Raw genomic sequence first — 21,217 nt, 5'->3', positions numbered from 1 at the left:
TTTTTACGTCCTGGAACTGCCAGACCATGGGAGAAGCGGGGCGCGCGGGGGCGGACGCGGCGTCGTCGTGCCCGGTGTTGCGTGGGTAACCGGCGCATGACGCGGGCGTAAAGTGTGAGGTGGAGCACCGCCGCTCCCACCGCACCGTCACGGAGAGGGCCCGCATGAGCAAGCAACCGGACCAGCAGCAGGAGAACGCGATCATCGCGAAGGCAGAGGACGAGGCGGCGAGGCACGCCGAGCAGGACAGCGCGGTGGACGAGGCGCTCAAGAAGGAGCAGCACCGGGTATCTGTGGTGGAGGACTACGCGGCAGAGCTGGACGAGATCTCCGAACTGGACAGGAAGCTCCACAAGAAGAGCGGTGCGGAGGAGTCCCAGGCCTGGAAGATCGGCTACCCGTACGACGAGAAGCTGTCCCGCAAGGACTACGAGCGCACCAAGCGCGCGCTGCAGATCGAGCTCCTCAAGCTCCAGCTCTGGATCAAGGAGACCGGGCAGAAGCTGCTCATCATCTTCGAAGGCCGTGACGCCGCCGGCAAGGGCGGCGCGATCAAGCGCTTCACGGAGCACCTGAACCCCCGCGGGGCGCGGGTGGTGGCACTCGAGAAGCCCACGGACATCGAGCAGACGCAGTGGTACTTCCAGCGCTACGTGCAGCACCTGCCGTCCGGGGGAGAGATCGTGCTCATGGACCGCTCCTGGTACAACCGCGCGGGCGTGGAGCGCGTCATGGGCTACTGCACCTCCCAGGAGTACTACGAGTTCATGCGCCAGGCGCCCGAGTTCGAGCGGATGCTCGTGAACTCCGGAACCCACCTGATCAAGTTCTGGTTCTCCGTGACCCGGGCCGAGCAGCTCGCACGGTTCCAGTCCCGCCGCACGGACCCGGTGCGCCAGTGGAAACTCTCGCCCACGGACGTGGCCTCGCTGGACAAGTGGGACGACTACACCGAGGCGAAGGAAGCCATGTTCTTCTACACGGACACCGGCGACGCGCCGTGGACCGTGATCAAGTCCAACGACAAGAAGCGGGCCCGCCTGGAGGCCATGCGCCACGTCCTGACGCAGTTCGACTACCCCAACAAGGACCGCGCGCTCGTGGGGGACGTGGACTCCAAGATCGTGGGCGGGGCCACGGACTTCACCGACGACAACGGCACCAACCCCGACGGCTTTCCCGTGGTCCGCCCCGGGAAGGACTGACGGGGTGCGGCTGCAACCGGCCGGATGGTCGTAGGATGATCTGCGATGTCTAGAATCTTTGGAACGGACGGCGTCCGCGGTCTCGCGAACGGCCTCCTCACAGCTGAACTGGCCATGGAGCTGTCGCAGGCCGCGGCAATCGTCCTGGGACACCGCCACGCGCCCGAGGGCAAGCGGCCCACCGCGGTGGTGGCACGGGACGGCCGCGCGAGCGGAGAGTTCATCGGCGCCGCCGTCACAGCGGGGCTCGCGAGCTCCGGCGTGGACGTGTACGACGCCGGCGTGCTGCCCACCCCGGCCGCGGCCTACCTGGTGGGCGACATCGACGCCGACTTCGGCGTGATGATCTCCGCGTCCCACAACCCGGCGCCGGACAACGGCATCAAGTTCCTGGCCCACGGGGGCAAGAAGCTGCCGGACGCCGTGGAGGACACCATCCAGCAGGTGTACGAGGCCAAGGACTTCGTGCGCCCCACGGGTGCCGACGTCGGCCGCGTGACACGGCTGTCCGATGCCGAGGACCGCTACATCCTGCACCTGGTGGGAGCCATTCCCCACAGGCTGGACGGCCTCTCGATCGTGCTGGACTGCGCGCACGGTGCGGCGTCGGGGGCGTCCCCGGACGCGTTCCGCGACGCGGGCGCCAAGGTGCACGTCATCGGCGCGGAACCGGACGGGCTGAACATCAACGACGGCGTGGGCTCCACCCACCTGGGTCCACTGAAGCAGACGGTTCGGGAGCTCGGGGCGGACCTCGGCATCGCCCACGACGGCGACGCCGACCGCTGCCTCGCGGTGGACCACACGGGCACGGAGGTGGACGGCGACCAGATCATGTGCATCCTGGCGATCGCCATGAAGGAGGCCGGGCGGTTGAACCAGGACACCCTGGTGGCCACGGTGATGAGCAACCTGGGTCTGCAGCTCGCCCTGGACGAGGCCGGGATCACCCTGGTGCGGGCCTCGGTGGGGGACCGCTACGTGCTGGAGTCCATGGTGGCCAACGGCTACAACCTGGGCGGCGAGCAGTCCGGCCACGTGATCATGGCGGACTACGCCACCACGGGTGACGGTCTGCTCACGGGGCTTATGCTGGCCTCCCGCGTGGCGCAGACGGGCATGCCGCTGCAGGAGCTCGCCACGACCATGACGCGGATGCCGCAGGTGATGATCAACGTGAAGAACGTGGACAAGGCCGCGGCCAGGACCAGTGAGCCGGTCCTCGATGCCGTGGCCCGCACCGAGGGACGGCTCGGGGCGGAGGGGCGTGTCCTGCTGCGCCCGTCCGGCACCGAGCCGGTGGTCCGGGTCATGGTGGAGGCCGCCACCCACGAGGACGCCCAGCGCGAAGCGGAGCAGCTGGTGGCCGTGGTCGAGGAGCACCTGAACCTGCAGGGCTGAGAGCCCAGCGCGGCGCGTGCCGAGATCCGAGATGAACGAGGGCCCCGCATCCGTGACGGATGCGGGGCCCTCGTTCGCAGCTGGGACGGGTGGATCAGACGGCGGGGCCGGAGTGGCGGCCCTCGGTGCCCGCGGTGCCAGGCTTGGCGGTCAGGGCGTCGCGGATCTCGGTGAGCAGCACCGTGTGGGGATCGGCCGGTTCCGCGGCGGGCTCGATGCCCAGACGACGGTTGCGGCGCTCGATCATCTTGTTCATGGGCATCACGATGCAGAAGTACACTGCGGCGGCGATGAGCAGGAAGTTGACGATCGCGGTGAGCAGCACACCGAACTTGAGGTCGTTGCCGTTGAGCGTGACCACGGCGAAGTCGTCGAAGTTGGGGGAGCCGACGAGAGCGGAGATGGCGGGCATGAGCACGCTCTCCACGAGGGCGTTGACGATCTGGGAGAAGGCCGCGCCGATGATGACGGCAACGGCGAGATCCATCACGTTGCCCTTCATGATGAATTCCTTGAAACCATTGAACATGCCGCTCAGCGTACACACAGGTTTCGATGAGGGGAAAATCAGTAGGTGACACACGGCGAACATCACGGTTGCACTGCGGAGGGCGAGCGAACCGGGTTCCGGCGCGGGGCGGTCAGTTCTTGCGCAGCAGCACCCGTCGGATCTTGTGGTCGTGGTCCTTAGAGAGGATCAGGCGGGCCCGCCCCCGGGTGGGGCGAACGTTCTGCTCCAGGTTGGGCTCGTTGATCCGGTGCCAGATGTCCGTGGCCACGTCCCGCGCCTCGTCGTCGGTGAGGTTCGCGTAGCGGTGGAAGTAGGAGTCGGGATCGGCGAACGCCGAGGACCGCAGGGCCTGGAAGCGCTCCACGTACCAGCGCTCGATGTCACTGGTGCGGGCGTCCACGTAGATGCTGAAGTCGAAGAAGTCGCTCAGCGCCAGTGCGGTGCGGTTGCCGCTCTCCAGCTTGGCGGGTGCGAGCACGTTGAGCCCTTCCACGATCACCACGTCGGGGCGGGTCACCACCACCTCCTCCTCCGGGAGGATGTCGTAGGTGACGTGGGAGTACTTGGGTGCTCGGACCTCGGCGGCCCCGGACTTGATCTCCGCCACGAAGCGCAGCAGGGCGCGCCGGTCGTAGGACTCGGGGAAGCCCTTGCGGTCCATCAGCCCGCGGCGCCGCAGCTCGGCGTTGGGGTGGAGGAAGCCGTCGGTGGTCACGAGCTGCACGTTGGGGGTGGAGGGCCACCGGGAAAGCATCTCGCGCAGCAGACGCGCGGTGGTGGACTTGCCCGCCGCCACGGAGCCCGCGATCCCGATCACGAAGGGTGTTCGTGCGTGGTGCTCACCCAGGAACGAGTTCGTCGCGGCGTTGAGCTGGGTGGAGGACATGTCGTAGAGCGTGAGCAGGCGGGAGAGCGGAAGGTAGACCTCCCGCACCTCGTCCACGTCCAGACGGTCGCCGAGACCGCGCAGGTTCTCGATCTCCTGCGCGGTGAGGGGGACGTCGATCTCGTGCGAGAGTCTGGACCACGTCTGTCGGTCCAGCTCCACGAAGGGAGAGACGCGCTGGGTGGAGGGCTGGGTGCTCATGCTCGGACCAGTGTAGGCCCGAGGTGGTGGTGGCACGCACATGCCGGGTGGCGTTTCCGGTAGAATGCATCTTCATGTGTGGAATTGTGGGATATGTGGGCTCAAAGGGCGTTGACGGGCGGTCGCACGGCGCACTGGACGTCATTCTCGAGGGGCTCCGCCGCCTCGAGTACCGCGGGTACGACTCCGCCGGTGTCGCCGTGATCGCGGACGACAAGGTCGAGTACCGCAAGAAGGCGGGCAAGCTCAGCAACCTGATCGGCGAACTCGAGGCGGATCCGCTGCCCGAGTCGACCATCGGGATCGGGCACACCCGGTGGGCCACCCACGGCGGCCCCTCGGACGTCAATGCACACCCCCACGTGGTGGACGGCGGCAAGCTCGCCATGATCCACAACGGCATCATCGAGAACTTCAGCGAGATCAAGCGCGAGCTGGCCGCCCAGGGCGAGACCTTCGTGTCCGAGACGGACACCGAGGTGGCCGCAGCGCTGCTGGCACGCACCTATGACGCGCAGGACCCCGAGCACAAGGACCTCACGGTCGCCATGCAGGACACGTGCCGCCGGCTGGAGGGTGCCTTCACCCTGCTGGCCGTCCATGCGGACCTCCCGGACCGCGTGGTCGCGGCCCGCCGCAACTCCCCGCTCGTGATCGGCCTGGGCGAGCACGAGAACTTCCTGGGCTCGGACGTCTCCGGGTTCATCGACTACACCAGGCGTGCCGTGGAGATGGGCCAGGACCAGATCGTCACCATCACCGCTGAGGACTACGCGATCGTGGACTTCCACGGCAACCCCGCCGAGGGCAAGCCCTTCGACATCGAGTGGGATGCCGCCGCCGCCGAGAAGGACGGCTATCCCTCTTTCATGGAGAAGGAGATCCACGACCAGCCCTCCGCCGTGGCGGACACCCTCCTCGGGCGTCTGGACGAGAACGGCCGTCTCACGCTGGACGAGATCAAGATCGACGAGTCCCTGCTGCGCTCGATCGACAAGATCGTGGTGATCGCGTGCGGCACGGCGGCCTACGCCGGCCAGGTGGCGCGCTACGCCATCGAGCACTGGTGCCGGATCCCCACCGAGGTGGAGCTGGCCCACGAGTTCCGCTACCGGGACCCGATCGTGAACGAGAAGACCCTTGTGGTTGCCGTGTCGCAGTCCGGGGAGACCATGGACACCCTCATGGCCGTGCGCCATGCCCAGGAGCAGGGCGCGAAGGTCGTGGCCATCTGCAACACCAACGGCTCCACGATCCCGCGTGAGGCGGACGCCGTGCTCTACACGCACGCCGGTCCCGAGATCGCCGTGGCCTCCACCAAGGCGTTCCTGGCACAGATCACGGCCGCCTACCTGCTGGGCCTGTACCTCGCGCAGCTGCGGGGCAACAAGTTCAAGGACGAGATCGCCACGCTGCTGTCCGAGCTGGAAGCCATGCCGGGGAAGATCCAGCGGGTGCTGGACGAGGTGGAGCCGCAGGTCAAGGAGCTCGCCACGAGCATGAAGGACGCCGGGTCCGTGCTGTTCCTGGGGCGTCACGTGGGCTTCCCCGTGGCCATGGAGGGCGCTCTCAAGCTCAAGGAGATCGCCTACATCCACGCGGAGGGCTTCGCCGCGGGCGAGCTCAAGCACGGTCCCATCGCCCTGATCGACCAGGGCCAGCCCGTCATCGTGATCGTGCCCTCTCCGAACGGCCGGGACTCGCTGCACGCCAAGGTGGTCTCCAACATCCAGGAGATCCGCGCCCGCGGCGCCGAGACCATCGTGATCGCCGAGGAGGGCGACGAGGCCGTGCGCGAGTTCGCCAACCACGTGTTCTACGTCCCCGAGGCCCCCACGCTCATGCAGCCGCTCGTGGCCACGGTGCCCCTGCAGATCTTCGCGTGCGAGCTCGCGGGAGCCAAGGGCTACGACGTGGACCAGCCGCGCAACCTGGCCAAGTCCGTCACGGTCGAGTAGTCGCACCCGGCTGCAGCACACGGCGGGTGGTGCCCCTTCCCGGGGGCGCCACCCGCCGTCGTCGTTCCCGGAACGGTGGCCGCGGGCCCGCGCTCCACGGCCGGGCGGCCACGAGAGCTCCGGAGGCCGGAACGCGGCGTGTCGGCGTCGGCAGCTCGGGGCCACGCCGTGGAGCGGCCGGCAGGGCGGTGGCACGACGACGCCGCGCAGTCGCCGCGCGGAAGACGGGCCCTCGTGCGTCTCGCCCGTTACCTTGTGAGTGCCTCCGATGGTCGGGGGTCTGGTCGCTCGGCCGGGTATGGCTTTGTTGCCCTGCCATTGATGGTCCGGGGGGTGTTGCCGCCCGGTCGAGAGACACGCGTTGACCGCTGATAGGGACACGGCCCGCCGCCGTGGTGGCGAGGTCTCTTCGTAACGTGGGTGCCGGCATCGGGTGTCAAGACTGCGACCAGCGATGGTGTGCCAAGGAGGCTCATCATGGAGAACCGTTTCGCGGTGATCATCGGCCTGGATGTGGGCAAGACCGCCCACCACGGGTGCGCGCTGGATGCGACCGGGCACAGACTGTTCGACAAACCCCTCCCGCAGGACGAGACCCAGCTGCGTGAGTTGTTCACCAGCTTGCAGGAGCGTGGTGAGGTGCTGATGGTCGTGGACCAGCCCAACACCATCGGGGCGTTGCCGATCGCGGTGGCCAGAGACACCGGCTGCGCTGTGGCTTATCTTCCCGGGCTGGCTATGCGAAAGGCAGCAGACCTGTATCCGGGAAGATCGAAGACCGACGCCAGAGACGCGTTCATCATCGCCGACACCGCCCGCACCATGCCCCACACGCTGCGGCAGGTCGACCATGACAACGAGGTCCTCTCCGCGCTGAAAGTCCTCGCCGGGTTCGACGAGGACCTCGCCCACGAGACCACCAGGGCGTTGAACCGGATCCGTTCGCTGCTCACCCAGATCCACCCCGCACTAGAACGTGTCTTCCCCGGCGGGACCCTCTCCACCGACCTCGTGCTGGAGCTGCTAGAGAAGTTCGGAGGCCCCACCGGGTTCACCTCCGCTGGGCGGGGACGGGTTCTGAGGTTCGCTCGTTCCCATTCTCGCCGCGATCCCTCAGCGCTGGTCGAGAAGATCTTCACGGCGCTGGGCGAGCAGACCGTGACAGTGCCGGCGACCGCGGCGGTCGAGCTCGTGATCCCCAGGGTGGCCGGGCAGGTCAGGGAGTTGAAAGCGCAACGGGAAACGGTCGCCCACGAAGTCGAGGCCATGCTGGAGGACTTCCCTCTCGCCTCGGTCTTGATGAGCATGCCGGGGATCGGCATCAAGACCGCCGCCCAGATCCTCCTCGCGATCGGTGATGGCACCGGGTTCGAGACCGCGGGCCACCTGGCCGCGTATGCGGGCATCGCCCCGGTCACACGACGATCAGGGACGTCGATCCGTGGTGAGTTCCCCGCCCGTTCGGGCAACAAACGATTGAAGAACGCACTGTTCTACTCCGCGTGGATCGCCTCGAATCGCGACCCGATCTCGAAGGCCTACTACGATCGCAAACGAGCCGAAGGTAAACGACACAACGCCGCCGTGATCTGCCTGGCCCGTCGTCGTTGCAACGTCATCTTCGCGATGCTCCGCAACGGCACCTACTACCAACCACCCACCCCAACCCCCGAGCCAACCGCTCTCGCGGCTTGACTCGGAACATAGGGACACCCCCCCGCAGCCCTCGTCTCACCAGTACCCACACCGTCGGGGGAGGGGCCGCCCCTGCGGGTCGGGCCCCGCCGTGCGCAGCACCTCCAGGGGTCGGAGGCCGGGGCTAGGCTGGCGGCATGATTGTGGGCACCGGCGTGGACATCGTGGACATCGCGCGCTTCGAGCGCCAGCTCGAGCGCACTCCCCGCTTGCGGGAACGACTGTTCGTGCCGCACGAGCGGGAGCTCGCCCCGCGGTCCCTCGCGGCGCGGTTCGCCGTCAAGGAGGCCGCGGCCAAGGCGCTGAACGCACCGCCGGGCATGATCTGGCAGGACTGCTGGGTCACCAACGACCCCCACGGAGCGCCCCGGCTGCACACCACGGGCACCGTGGAACGGCAGCAGCACGCACGCGGCGTGCAGACCTGGCACGTGAGCATCTCCCACGACGGCGGCATGGCCGTGGCGTTCGTCGTGGCGGAGGGGCAGGGAGGAACGAACCATGATTGAGGGATTTTCCGGGGCCGTCGTCCGCGCGGCGGAGCAGCCGCTGCTGGACGCGGGGCGGGGGGACGAGCTGATGCGCCGCGCGGCGCTGGGCCTCGCGCGCGAGTGCGAGCGGCAGCTGCGCGGGCAAACCCGCCGGGGCGCACTCGCGGGGAGCAGCGCGGTGGTGCTCGTCGGCCCCGGCAACAACGGCGGGGACGGACTGTGGGCCGGGACGTTCCTGCGCCGCCGCGGGGTGTCGGTGGTGGCCGTGCTCACGGGTTCACGCGCGCACGAGGCGGGTCTGGCGGCGTTCACCCGGGCGGGCGGCGTCGTCACGCGGCTGGTCGAGGACGAGCATTCGGAGTCGGCGGGAGCCACTGAGGACACGGTGGCCGCGGCGGATCCCCTCGGCGTGACCGAGGCGGCGGCGCTGCTGCGTTCGGGGGACCTCGTCCTGGACGCCGTCCTCGGCACCGGTGCGAGCGGCGGGCTCCGCGGGCCGGTCGCGGACCTGGTGCGGGCGTTCGCCGAGCAACGGGACGTGGACACGCGCGGGGAGCGCAGCCGCCCCCGGGTGGTGGCGTGCGACATCGTCTCGGGCGTCTCGGCGGACACCGGTGAGGCGCCGGAGCCGGTGCTGGCTGCGGACGCCACCGTGACGTTCGGTGGCGCGAAGACCGGACACGTGGTCTCCCCGGGGGAACAGGCCGCGGGATCGCTCACGGTGGTGCCGATCGGGATCGAGGACCTGCTGGGCTCTGCGGCGGTGCGCAGGCTCGAAGCCCGAGACGTCCTCGCCGCGTGGCCGCGACCCGGGGCCACCGACACCAAGTACACGCGCGGGGTGCTGGGCGTGGTGGCCGGGGCGCCGAGCTATCCGGGTGCGGCCATCATGTGCACCCAGGCCGCGGTGAACGCCGGCGCGGGCATGGTCCGCTTCCTGGGGGACTCCACGGCGCGCGCCATGGTGCTCGCCCGCAGCCCGGAGGTGGTGTGCTCCGACGACCAGCCGTGGGACGTGCACGTCCAGGCGTGGCTCGCGGGCCCCGGCGTGGTGGGGGACGAGGCCCAGGCGGCGCGCGTGGAGGCCGTGATCGAGGCCGCGGAGCCGGCCGTCCTGGATGCCGGGGCGCTCGACGCCGCCGCCCGTTCGGTCGCGGACGCCCGGCTGGGCCCGCACAAGATCCTCACCCCGCACGCGGGGGAGCTGTCCCAGATCTTCGAGTGGCTGCACGGCTTCGGGCTGTGCGAGACGGGGGTCGAGCGCACGGTGATCGAGGCGAACCCCCTGCACTGGGCCAGGGAAGCCGCCCGGCTGACCGGGGCCACCGTGCTGCTCAAGGGCGCCACCACCGTGATCGCCTCGCCGGTGGGCGTCACGGGATGCCACGAGGACCGCGAGTGCCTGTGCCTCAGCGTGGGCGGGGCCAGCCCGTGGCTCGCGACCGCCGGGTCCGGGGACACTCTCGCGGGGATCCTGGGCACCGTGCTCGCCCACGTGGCCGAGCACCCGGATGCCCTCTCCCACCTGGGCCCGTGGGCGCGCGGAGACGGCCGGTGGGCCGCGGCCGCGGCGCTCGGAGCCGGCCTGCACGCGCTCGCCTCGCGCGTCCACGGAGAGGGGCCCGTGCCGCCGTCCGTGCTCGCCGAGAACGTCCGCGCGGTGCTGACCCGTCCGTGAGCCGCACCCGGAGCGGCTATGGTTGGACGTTGGCCGAGGGCGGGAGACCCGCCCTCGGCCCCACCACACCTTTGAGGAGAACCACATGGAAGTTTGGCCCGGACACCCCTATCCACTGGGCGCCACGTTCGACGGCACGGGGACCAATTTCGCGATCTTCTCCGAGGTCGCGGACCGCGTGGAGCTGTGCCTGTTCGACGAGGACGGCGCCGAGACCCGCGTGGAGGTCACCGCCGTGGACAGCTACGTGTGGCACTGCTACCTCCCGGCGGTCCAGCCCGGTCAGCGCTACGGCTACCGCGTGCACGGCCCGTGGGATCCGTCCCAGGGGCTGCGCTGCAACCCGGACAAGCTGCTGCTGGACCCCTACGCCAAGGCCGTGGAGGGCGGGATCGACTGGGACGAGTCCCTGTTCTCCTACAACTTCGGCGACGAGGACTCCGAGAACCACCAGGACTCCGCGCCGCACATGATGAAGGCCGTGGTGATCAACCCGTTCTTCGACTGGGAGGGTGACCGCACCCCCCACACGCCGTACCACAAGTCCGTGATCTACGAGGCCCACGTCAAGGGCCTCACCGAGCAGCATCCCGAGGTCCCCGAGGAGCAGCGCGGCACCTACGCCGGGGTCTCCCACCCGTCCGTGATCGCCCACCTCAAGAAGCTCGGCGTCACCGCGGTGGAGCTCATGCCCGTGCACCAGTTCGTGCAGGACTCCACGCTGCTGGAGAAGGACCTGCGCAACTACTGGGGCTACAACACCATCGCGTTCTTCGCCCCGCACAACGAGTACAGCGCGGCCTCCCACCTGGGCAGCCAGGTGCAGGAGTTCAAGGCCATGGTCCGCGCCCTGCACCAGGCGGACATCGAGGTCATCCTGGACGTGGTCTACAACCACACGGCCGAGGGCAACCACATGGGCCCCACGCTGTCCATGAAGGGCATCGACAACAACGCGTACTACCGCACCGTGGACGACGACCACAAGTTCTACATGGACTACACGGGCACCGGGAACTCGCTCAACGTGCGCCACCCGCACTCGCTGCAGCTGATCATGGACTCGCTGCGCTACTGGGTCACCGAGATGCACGTGGACGGCTTCCGCTTCGACCTCGCCGCCACCCTGGCCCGCGAGTTCTACGACGTGGACAAGCTCTCCACCTTCTTCGAGCTCGTGCAGCAGGACCCGATCGTCTCGCAGGTCAAGCTCATCGCGGAGCCCTGGGACATCGGCCCCGGCGGCTACCAGGTGGGCAACTTCCCGCCGCAGTGGACGGAGTGGAACGGCAAGTACCGGGACACCGTGCGCGACTTCTGGCGCGGCGAGCCCGCCACGCTCGGGGAGTTCGCCTCCCGCGTCACCGGCTCGGCGGACCTCTACGAGAACAGCGGCCGCCGCCCGTTCGCCTCGGTGAACTTCGTGACCGCGCACGACGGCTTCACGCTGCGGGACCTGGTCTCCTACAACGAGAAGCACAACGACGCCAACGGCGAGGACAACAACGACGGCGAGTCCCACAACCGCTCGTGGAACTGCGGCGAGGAGGGCCCCACCGACGACTCCGAGGTGCTGGCCCTGCGCGCCCGCCAGCAGCGCAACTTCCTGGCCACCCTGATGCTCTCCCAGGGCACGCCCATGCTGCTGCACGGGGACGAGCTGGGACGCACCCAGAAGGGCAACAACAACACGTACTGCCAGGACAACGAGCTCACGTGGATCAACTGGGAGAAGGTGGACGGGCCGCTGATCGAGTTCACGGCAGCCATCACCCGGCTGCGCCACGAGCACCCCACGTTCCGGCGCTCGCAGTTCTTCGACGGCCGCCCCGTGGACATGGGCGAGCGCGCCGAGGGCGACCCCATGCCGGACATCGCGTGGCTCGACACCGACGGCACGCCCATGGTCCCGTCCGACTGGGACGAGCCGCTGGCCCGCTCGGTGGGGATGTGGCTCAACGGCCAGGGCATCGCCGGGGTGGACATGCGTGGCCGCCGCATCACGGACGACAACTTCATCATCTACTTCAACTCCAACCCGGAGACCGTGGAGGTGACCCTTCCGCCCGCGCAGTACGGGATGAAGTGGGAGGAGATTCTGGACACCGCGGGCCGGCACTCGGACGGCGAGGTGCGCGAGCACTCCAGTGTGCTGCAGATGGAGGGCAAGTCCACGGTGCTGCTGCGCGCGTGGGAGGAGCCCGAGGAGGAGCCGGACGCCTCGGTGGCCGCATCCGTGGCGGCGTCGGTCGCGGTCTACGCGGAGGACGGGGCCTGAGCGCCGGTCGCCTCGGCCCAGCGGCCTCACGACGCCGCTGAGCGCCCGTGACGAACGCGCCACCCTCCCGGGGGTGGCGCGTTCGTCGTGTCCGGTGCGGGGTGCTCGCCCTGGGCGGATGGACTGGCACGAGCGCGCGCACTCCGCGAGACTGGAGGGGTGCTGACTCCCACTTCCACGTACCGCCTCCAGATCACCTCCCAGCAGGACCTCCACCGCGCCGCGGAGCTGGTCCCGTACATCCAGCGCCTCGGGGCGGACTGGGTGTACCTCTCACCGGTCCTCCGGGCCACGAGCGGCTCCGACCACGGCTACGACGTGGTGGACCCCACCGAGGTGGACCCCGAGCGCGGTGGCTCCGAGGGGCTCCGGGCCCTTTCCGAGGCCGCGCACGCCGCGGGGCTGGGCGTGGTGGTGGACATCGTCCCCAACCACCAGGGCGTGGCCGAGCCGCAGCAGAACCCGTGGTGGTGGTCGCTGCTCTCCGAGGGGCGCGAGAGCCGCTACGCGGACGCGTTCGACGTGGACTGGGAGGCCGGCGACGGCAAGGTGCTGATCCCGGTGCTGGGGGATGGGGACGAGGACCTCTCGGCACTCACCGTCCAGGACGGCACGCTGCGCTACTACGAGAACGTCTACCCGCTCGCCGAAGGCACGTGGTCCGAGGGCGACGACCCCGCCGAGGTGCACGCGCGCCAGCACTACGAGCTGGTCAACTGGCGCCGAGGGGACTCGGAGCTCAACTACCGCCGGTTCTTCACCGTGGCCACCCTGGCCGGCGTGCGTGTGGAGGACCGTGCGGTCTTCGACGAGTCCCACGCGGAGGTCTCCCGCTGGTTCCGCGAGGGCCTCGTGGACGGCCTGCGCATCGACCACCCGGACGGGGTCCGGGACCCGCGCGGCTACCTGGAGATGCTCGGCGAGGTCACGGACGGGGCCTGGACCGTGGTGGAGAAGATCCTGGAACCGGGGGAGTACCTGCCCTCCGACTGGCGCACGGCGGGCACCACGGGCTACGACTCCCTGGGGTGGATCGACCGGGTGCTGACCGACGCGCGGGGCCACTACGAGCTCGCCTCCCTGGACACCAAGCTGCGCGGTGGCACACCCGTGCGCTGGGACGACCTGATCCACGAGACCAAGCGCCGCATGGCGGACGAGGGCCTCTCCGCGGAGATCCACCGCCTGGTGCGGGAGCTGCCCGAAGATTTCCCGCACGGCACGGACGCCTCATACGACGGGCTGGCGGAGATCGCCGCCAACTTCCCGGTGTACCGCACCTACCTGCCCGAGGGTGCGGAGCACCTGCGGGAGGCCGTGGCCGCGGCACGGGAGCGGCGAGCGGACCTCGACGGCGTGCTCACGGACCTCGCCCGTGCCCTGGGTGCCGATGCCTCCCGGGGGGCGGACCTGGCGGAGATGGCCCGGCGGTTCCAGCAGACCTCCGGCATGATCATGGCCAAGGGCGTGGAGGACACCGCGTTCTACCGGTACACCAAGCTCACGTCCCTCACGGAGGTGGGCGGCGACCCCTCGGTCTTCTCCCTGGCCCCGGAGCAGTTCCACGTCGAGGCCGCGAGGCGCCAGCGGGAGTCCCCGGCGACGATGAACGCGCTGACGACCCACGACACCAAGCGCTCCGCCGCGGTCCGCGCGCGGATCACGGTGCTCTCCGAGCTGCCGCGCGTGTGGTCGGAGACCGTCTCCACGCTCGTGGGCCGCGCGAAGGACGCCGGGATCTCGCTCACGGACGGGCCCGCCGTGAACCTCGTGCTGCAGGCCGTGGTGGGCGCGTGGCCCCTGGAGCGGGACCGCGCCGTCGACTACGCCATGAAGGCCGTGCGGGAGGCCTCCGTGTCCACCGCGTGGGTGGACGGGGACGAGGACTTCGAGCGGGAGCTCACCCGCTTCATCGACTTCCTGTTCACGAATCCGCGCGCCCGCGGCGTCGTGGAAGGCTGCGTGGCCCGCGTGAGCGAGCCGGGCTGGGCCAACGCGCTGGCCGCCACCGCGCTGCAGCTGACCCTGCCGGGTGTTCCGGACGTCTACCAGGGGCAGGAGCTGTGGGAACCCTCCCTGGTGGACCCGGACAACCGCCGTCCCGTGGACTTCACCGCGCGTGACGCCATGCTCTCCGAGCTCGACGCCGCCGCGCCGGGCTCCGCAGCGGCCACCCCCGCGGTGGACGAGACGGGTGCGGCCCGGATGCTGCTGACCTCCCGCGCCCTGCGGCTGCGCCGTGAGCACCCCGAGCTCTTCACGGACTACACCCCGCTGCAGGTCACGGGTGCGCTCGCGGAGCACGCGCTGGGCTTCGACCGCGGCGGCGTGGCCACCGTGGTCACCCGCTTCCCCGCCACGCTCGCCGCCGAGGGCGGTTTCACGGACGAGACCGTGGCGCTGGCCCCCGGCACGTGGCAGGACGTCCTGACCCTCCGCGAGGTCACGGCGACAGACGCCGGAGTGGCCCTCTCCCAGATCCTCGACACCTACCCCGTGGCGATCCTGCGCCGGAAGGACGGCTGAACCATGAACTCCGACCACCGCTTCGACGTCTGGGCGCCCCACGCCCGCAAGGTCACCGTCCGCATCGAGGGCGAGGACCACCCCATGGAGGGCCTGGCGGACCGTCCCGGCTGGTGGACGCTTCCCGCCGGCGACGCCGCCCCGCAGGGCACCGTGCGCTACGGCTACATCCTGACCAAGACCTTCGACGAGGGCACGCCCAAGGAGCGCGAGCAGGTCTCGGACGTGCTCCCGGACCCGCGCTCGCGCCGCCAGCCGCAGGGCGTCCACGAGCTCTCGTGCACGTTCGACGCCGACGCCTTCGAGTGGCACGACGCCGACTTCCGCCCCCGCCCGCTGCAGGACTCCGTGCTGTACGAGCTGCACCCCGGAACGTTCACCCCGGAGGGCACGCTGGACGCCGCCATCGGCAAGCTGGACCACCTGGTGGACCTGGGTGTCACCGCGGTGGAGCTGCTGCCGGTCAACGGCTTCAACGGCGAGCACAACTGGGGCTACGACGGCGTGGCCTGGTACACCGTGGCCGAGCCCTACGGCGGGCCGGAGGCCTACCAGCGCTTCGTGGACGCGTGCCACGCCAAGGGTCTGTCCGTGATCCAGGACGTGGTGTACAACCACCTGGGCCCCAGCGGGAACTACCTGCCGCTGTTCGCGGACTACTTCAAGCCGGGCGCCTCCAGCTGGGGTGACCTCATCAACCTGGACGGCTGGGGCGCGGACGGGGTGCGCGAGTACATCCTGGACAACGTGACCATGTGGCTGCGCGAGTACCACGTGGACGGCTTCCGCCTGGACGCCGTGCACGCGCTCGCGGACTCGCGCGCCACGCACATCCTGGAGGAGATCGCCGAGCGCGTGGCCGAGGAATCCGCACGCACGGGCAAGGACCTGGTGACCATCGCGGAGTCCGACCTCAACGACCCCCGCATGGTGGCTGCCACCGACCGCCATGGTCTGGGCATGGACGCCCAGTGGCTCGACGACGTCCACCACGCCGCGCACACGGCCTTCACGGGTGAGACCCACGGCTACTACGGGGACTTCGCGTCCCTGCACGCCCTGGAGAAGACCATGCACACCGCGTACTTCCACAACGGGACGTACTCCACGTTCCGGGGCCGTTCCCACGGCCGGGAGATCGACGCCGCCGAGCAGCGTCCGTTCCAGTTCGTCACGTTCCTGCAGAACCACGACCAGGTGGGCAACCGTGCCGCCGGTGACCGGATGAACCAGTCCATGAGCGTGGACCGGGCGGTCGCGGCGGCCACGTGGCTCATGACCCAGCCCTTCACGCCCATGCTGTTCATGGGGGAGGAGTACGGGGCCAGCACGCCGTGGCAGTTCTTCACCGCGCACCCCGAGCCCGAGCTGGGTGAGGCCGTGGCCAAGGGCCGCAAGGCCGAGTTCGCGCAGATGGACTGGGACCACGCCACCGTGCCGGACCCCCAGGACCCGCAGACCTTCGAGCGCTCCAAGCTCAACTGGTCCGAGGTCCACGAGGGTGACCACGAGCGGATCTACCGGGCCTACCGGGACCTCATCGCCCTGCGCCTGGGCACCCCCGAGCTCACGGACCAGCGCTGGGACACCGTGGCCACCCAGGCCAGCGACGACGAGCAGTGGTTCGTGCTCAAGCGGATGAGCGAGCCGGAGTCCGTGCACGGCGTCGTCGTGGCCATCAACCTGGGCGGCGAACCCCGCAACCTGCCGCTCATGGGCGGGGACGAACCCCAGCTGCTGTTCACGAGCGGCGCGGCCCCCGAGCCGGGCTCCGAGGGCACGGTGCGCGTGGCCCCGGAAACCGCCGTGGTGCTGCGGGTCTGAGACTGCCGCTGGGCCGGGCCCCGTCTGCCTGCCCCGGCCCAGTCGCGCAGCCCAGCCGCCCCGCCGCCACGACGTCACCTGGCCTCCCAGGCGCCGCGGCGCAACCGGCCCCCAAGGCGGCGCGGTGCCGCCGGACCCGCAGGACGCCGCTCCGACGAACCAGCACGACGCTGCCGGACGGAGGCACGAGCGCGCCCGGCGGCGTCGTGCGCCGTCATGCGGTGCGGTGCGCGGAGCCGAGCGGTGGCAGACTGGTGCCCATGCTGATCTATGGCGACGACACCGTGTGGACCCCTGCCGAGAACCGCTACGAGACCATGCCGTACCGGCGTGTGGGGGAGTCCGGGCTCAAGCTGCCCGCCGTCTCCCTGGGGCTGTGGCACAACTTCGGGGACGACAAGCCCGTGGCCGGGATGCGCGCCACGCTGCGCCGCGCGTTCGACCTGGGCATCACCCACTTCGACCTGGCCAACAACTACGGCCCGCCCGCGGGATCGGCGGAGATCAACTTCGGCCGCATCCTTAAAGAGGACTTCGCGGGGCACCGCCACGAGCTCGTGATCTCCTCCAAGGCCGGGTGGGACATGTGGCCCGGCCCGTACGGTGACGTGGGCGGTTCCCGCCAGTACCTGGTCACCTCCCTGGACCAGTCCCTGGAGCGCATGGGCCTGGACCACGTGGACGTGTTCTACCACCACCGCCCGGATCCCGAGACGCCGCTCGAGGAGACCATGCGGGCGCTGGACCACATCGTGCGCTCCGGCCGCGCCACGTACGTGGGCGTCTCCTCCTACGGCGCGGACCTCACGCTCGAGGCACAGCGGATCATGCGCGAGCTGGGCACCCCGCTGGTGATCCACCAGCCCTCCTACTCGATGCTCAACCGCTGGATCGAGCAGCCCAACGAGCGCGCGGGCGGGAAGAACCTGCTGGGTGCGCTGACCGAGACGGGCATGGGCTCCATCTGCTTCACCCCGCTGGCTCAGGGCATGCTCACGGACAAGTACCTGCACGGTGTGCCCGAGGGCTCCCGCGCGGCGGAGAACAAGTCCCTGGACCCGTCCTGGCTCAGCGAGCAGACGCTGGAGCAGATCCGTGAGCTCAACACCATGGCGCAGGAGCGCGGCCAGACCCTGGCCCAGATGGCGATCGCGTGGACCCTGCGCCCGCAGGACTCCGGGCAGGTCACCTCCGCACTGGTGGGGGCGTCCTCCGCGCAGCAGATCGAGGACTCCGCCCGGGCCGTGGCCAACCTGGAGTTCTCCGCGGACGAGCTGCGCCGGATCGACGAGCTCGTCACGGACGCCGGCGTGAACATCTGGGGTGCGGCCACCGAGTCCAAGCACGCATGACCACGGCGCAGTACGGGGCGCTGCTGGGACTGTGGGTCGCGGGGATCGTGGTCCCCGGCCCGGACATCTTCATCATCCTGCGCAACGCGTTCCTGTCCTCGCGGCGCAGCGCGGTGTTCACCGCCCTGGGCGTGATGGTCGGGAACTTCGCCTGGATCGCGCTGTCCCTCGCGGGTGTCACGGTGTTCATCAGCGACAACCACGTGCTGAAGCTCGCGGTGCAGATCGGCGGTGCCCTGTTCCTGCTGCGCATGGGCTACGGCTCCCTGCGCTCGGGGCTCGAGGGCCGGGCGGCCCGGCGGCGCGCCACCCTGGGCCCCGTGGTCCACGAGGCACAGGACGCAGACGGTGCCCACTCGGTCCAGGGCGGCGCCCCCGGGCGCGGTCCGGGCGGCACCGGGTCCACCGCGCAGGATCCCGTGGCGCACGCCGCCGCCGCGGAGCCCGTCCGGACGGGTCTCGCCACGGATCCGCTGCGTGCCGACGACGCCGCGGTCGTCGCGGAGCTCTCCGCCGGTGCCCGCCGGGGCCGGTTCCTCGGCCCGGAGGACCTCACTCCCGGACGGGCCCTGGCCCAGGGCACCGTCACGAACCTCGCCAACGCCAAGGCCGTGGTGTTCTTCGTGGCGCTGTTCGGCTCGGTGGTCCCCGCAGGGATCCTCTGGTGGGAGGCCCTCGCGGTACTGGGCATGATGGTGGCCGTGGGTCTCGCCTGGTTCCTCGCCGTGGCCTGGGCCGGGTCCATCCCCGCCCTGGCCCGCCGGTTCCAGGCCCGCACCGCGGAGGTCGAGATCGTCTCCGGCGTGGTCTTCGCCCTCGTGGCCGTGGGGCTGCTCGTGGAGGCCCTGCTGACGCTGTGACACCCCGGTGGGGCTCCGGCACCCGGATGACGCTCCGACAGCGTGCTGACGCACCGACGGCGTGCTGACGCACCGACGGCGTGCTGACGCACCGCCACCGTGCTGGTGCTCCCACGATCCGCCGCTCCCACGCCCCGCTGCTCGGCCGGGAACAATCGGAGCCATCGGGCGGGACACCGCCCCTGGCGGCGGGGCACCCGCGGGGCCGGGCGGCGTCGTCGTCCGCGCACGGGGTGGAACCGGTGGTGAGCCTGGTTACACTGTGAAGTCGGTCGAGTGCGGCGTGGCACGGTGGTGACTCCGTGGCCGCACGAGCGCGCGCGAGACGTGCGCGGGCCGTCATCCGCCGAGTCGAGGAGAACCGTGTCCGAACATCCCATCCGCGTGGCCGTTGCCGGCGTGGGCAACTGCGCCACATCGCTCATCCAGGGCGTGCACTTCTACCGTGACGCCGATCCCTCCGATGCCGTTCCCGGGCTCATGCACGTGCAGTTCGGCGACTACCACGTGCGGGACGTCCAGTTCGTGGCCGCGTTCGACGTGGACGCCGCCAAGGTGGGGCTGGACCTGTCCCAGGCCATCCTGGCCGGTGAGAACAACACGATGGAGATCGCCAAGGTCCCGCCGCTGGACGTGACCGTGGACCGCGGCCCCACCCTGGACGGGCTGGGCCAGTACTACCGCGAGACCATCACGGAGTCCGACGCCGAGCCCGTGGACGTGGCGCAGGTGCTGCGCGAGCGCGAGGTGGACGTGCTCGTGTCCTACCTGCCCGTGGGCTCCGAGGAGGCGGACCGCTTCTACGCGCAGGCGGCGATCGACGCGGGCGCGGCGTTCGTCAACGCGCTGCCCGTGTTCATCGCGGGCACGGACGAGTGGGCGCAGAAGTTCACGGACGCCGGGCTGCCGATCGTGGGTGACGACATCAAGTCCCAGGTGGGCGCCACCATCACCCACCGCGTGCTCGCCAAGCTGCTGGAGGACCGCGGCTACGTGCTGGACCGCACCTACCAGCTCAACGTGGGCGGCAACATGGACTTCAAGAACATGCTGGAGCGCTCCCGGCTGGAGTCCAAGAAGATCTCCAAGACCCAGGCGGTGACCTCCAACGTGCCGCACGAGATGCGCGCCAAGGACGTCCACATCGGCCCGTCCGACTACGTGGGCTGGCTGGACGACCGCAAGTTCGCGTTCGTGCGCCTGGAGGGCCACGGCTTCGGCAACGCCCCCATCTCCCTGGAGTACAAGCTCGAGGTGTGGGACTCGCCGAACTCTGCGGGCGTGATCATCGACGCCATCCGCGCGGCCAAGATCGGTCTGGACCGCGGCATCGGCGGGCCGCTGACCTCGGCGTCCTCCTACTTCATGAAGTCCCCGCCGGAGCAGTTCGACGACGACACCGCCCGCGAGAACGTGGAGAAGTTCATCCGCGGCGAGGTGGAGCGCTGAGCGGAGCCCGCTCCCCGGGACCGACGACGGCGCCCGGCGCCGATCTGCTCGGTGCCGGGCGCCGTCGCACGTCCGGGATGCGCCCGCGGCGGGACGGGTGGTTCAGGGGCGGTCCTGCCCGGCGAGCCCCGCGCGGGAGATGATGTAGTCCACCAGGGGGTCGTAGAGGTGCGGGGCCACGTTGTCGTCCAGGGGCACCACCACGTCCACCTGGTTCTGGGCCTCCGCCACGAAGATCCCGGGGTCGTTGCAGTCGCCCATCGCAATGGTGGGCAACCCGGCGCGGGACCCGGCCCAGCCCGCCATGCCGTGGTCGGAGACCACGAGGTCCGGTGCCTGCCGACCCTGCTCCGCCAAGTGCTCGAGCACGAGCCGCATGGGGTCGGGGAAGTGGGTGTGGCGCAGCCCGCCGTACTGCTCCACCATCACCACGTCCTCGATCTGCCGGACGTCCCCGTCCTCGAAGGGCAGGGCCTCGTCGAACCGGATCACGCGCGCCCCGGAGGCGCGTGCCACCCGAGCCATGCGGGCGTACACCGGCGCGAGCCCGGAGGGGTGGCCCGTGGCGAAGAGCAGACGCTTGCGGCCCCGCACCGCCCGGCTGAAGATGTCCGCGTACTCGTCCAGCCTGGCCACGCACAGCTGCGCGGAGATGGAGTCCTGACCGCTCACGTAGGCGGGGTCGTCGTTGATGCCCACGCGGTCCCGCATGAGTTCGAAGACGGAGTCGAAGTCCCACTCCCGGGTCCGCTCGACCCCCATGTGCTGGTGCTGGTCCCCGTCCAGGAACCCCTGGATGTTGCGGAGGTTGGCCTCGCGCGGGGTCGCGACGGCTCCGGTGATCCGGGAGCGGTCCAGGTATCGGGCGAGGGAGTCACGGCTCAGGTACGCGGTGGTCACAG

15 protein-coding genes are annotated in these 21,217 nt (G+C 70.1%); 12 read left to right on the top strand and 3 right to left on the bottom strand.

From position 1 onward, the window contains the following. Positions 1-164 precede the first annotated feature (164 nt). Both ppk2 and glmM read left to right on the top strand, forming a co-directional pair. Positions 165-1,205: a polyphosphate kinase 2 gene (ppk2, locus tag AABM36_RS11200; RefSeq protein WP_423446327.1), complete on the top strand. Its 1,041-nt coding sequence runs from the start codon at positions 165-167 to the stop codon at positions 1,203-1,205. Between the two features lie 45 nt (positions 1,206-1,250). Then, complete coding sequence (glmM, locus tag AABM36_RS11195) at positions 1,251-2,606, top strand: phosphoglucosamine mutase (RefSeq protein WP_423446325.1); 1,356 nt, start codon at positions 1,251-1,253, stop codon at positions 2,604-2,606. Between the two features lie 94 nt (positions 2,607-2,700). On the opposite strand, the gene mscL is transcribed toward glmM, so the two are convergent. Continuing rightward, complete coding sequence (mscL, locus tag AABM36_RS11190) at positions 2,701-3,135, bottom strand: large conductance mechanosensitive channel protein MscL (RefSeq protein ID WP_423446323.1); 435 nt, start codon at positions 3,133-3,135, stop codon at positions 2,701-2,703. 112 nt (positions 3,136-3,247) lie between these two features. Further along, a complete protein-coding gene (gene coaA / locus AABM36_RS11185; RefSeq protein ID WP_423446321.1) occupies positions 3,248-4,204 on the bottom strand; it encodes a type I pantothenate kinase in 957 nt (318 codons plus the stop codon). A gap of 74 nt (positions 4,205-4,278) precedes the next feature. Between coaA and glmS the strand changes: the two genes are divergently transcribed. From glmS to AABM36_RS11135, 10 genes are all read left to right on the top strand, one after another. Then, a complete protein-coding gene (gene glmS / locus AABM36_RS11180; protein ID WP_423446319.1) occupies positions 4,279-6,162 on the top strand; it encodes a glutamine--fructose-6-phosphate transaminase (isomerizing) in 1,884 nt (627 codons plus the stop codon). 477 nt (positions 6,163-6,639) lie between these two features. Further along, a complete protein-coding gene (locus AABM36_RS11175; RefSeq protein ID WP_290147500.1) occupies positions 6,640-7,857 on the top strand; it encodes an IS110 family transposase in 1,218 nt (405 codons plus the stop codon). Positions 7,858-7,994: 137 nt separating this feature from the next. Further along, entirely contained in the window at positions 7,995-8,366 is a 372-nt protein-coding gene (locus tag AABM36_RS11170) for a holo-ACP synthase (RefSeq protein WP_423446317.1), read from the top strand. After that, a complete protein-coding gene (locus AABM36_RS11165; RefSeq protein ID WP_423446315.1) occupies positions 8,359-10,026 on the top strand; it encodes a bifunctional ADP-dependent NAD(P)H-hydrate dehydratase/NAD(P)H-hydrate epimerase in 1,668 nt (555 codons plus the stop codon). The genes AABM36_RS11170 and AABM36_RS11165 overlap by 8 nt, the downstream gene beginning before the upstream one ends. An 85-nt stretch (positions 10,027-10,111) precedes the next feature. Then, entirely contained in the window at positions 10,112-12,304 is a 2,193-nt protein-coding gene (glgX, locus tag AABM36_RS11160; RefSeq protein ID WP_423446313.1) for a glycogen debranching protein GlgX, read from the top strand. Positions 12,305-12,463: 159 nt separating this feature from the next. Continuing rightward, positions 12,464-14,830 carry a malto-oligosyltrehalose synthase gene (treY, locus tag AABM36_RS11155; RefSeq protein WP_423446312.1) on the top strand — a complete coding sequence of 789 codons (2,367 nt, stop codon included), beginning with the start codon at positions 12,464-12,466 and terminating at the stop codon, positions 14,828-14,830. Between the two features lie 3 nt (positions 14,831-14,833). Continuing rightward, entirely contained in the window at positions 14,834-16,654 is a 1,821-nt protein-coding gene (gene treZ, locus AABM36_RS11150; protein WP_423446310.1) for a malto-oligosyltrehalose trehalohydrolase, read from the top strand. A 260-nt stretch (positions 16,655-16,914) separates the two neighbouring features. Further along, positions 16,915-18,006, top strand: coding sequence for an L-glyceraldehyde 3-phosphate reductase (gene mgrA, locus AABM36_RS11145; protein WP_406018122.1), 1,092 nt, complete (start codon positions 16,915-16,917; stop codon positions 18,004-18,006). After that, positions 18,003-18,866 carry a LysE family translocator gene (locus AABM36_RS11140; protein ID WP_423446308.1) on the top strand — a complete coding sequence of 288 codons (864 nt, stop codon included), beginning with the start codon at positions 18,003-18,005 and terminating at the stop codon, positions 18,864-18,866. Before mgrA ends, AABM36_RS11140 begins: the two co-directional genes overlap by 4 nt. A gap of 363 nt (positions 18,867-19,229) precedes the next feature. Continuing rightward, positions 19,230-20,315, top strand: coding sequence for an inositol-3-phosphate synthase (locus AABM36_RS11135; RefSeq protein ID WP_191873377.1), 1,086 nt, complete (start codon positions 19,230-19,232; stop codon positions 20,313-20,315). Positions 20,316-20,417: 102 nt separating this feature from the next. Here the strand turns inward: AABM36_RS11135 and AABM36_RS11130 are convergent, their stop codons facing one another. Continuing rightward, complete coding sequence (locus AABM36_RS11130; RefSeq protein WP_423446306.1) at positions 20,418-21,215, bottom strand: phosphatase; 798 nt, start codon at positions 21,213-21,215, stop codon at positions 20,418-20,420. Between the last annotated feature and the right edge of the window lie 2 nt (positions 21,216-21,217).

Source organism: Kocuria sp. KSNUG (genome assembly GCF_049532735.1).
In the GTDB taxonomy this organism is placed as follows: Bacteria; Actinomycetota; Actinomycetes; order Actinomycetales; family Micrococcaceae; genus Kocuria; species Kocuria rhizophila.
The sequence above is the reverse complement of the archived record's forward strand: the minus strand, read 5'-3'. Positions and strand labels throughout refer to the sequence as shown.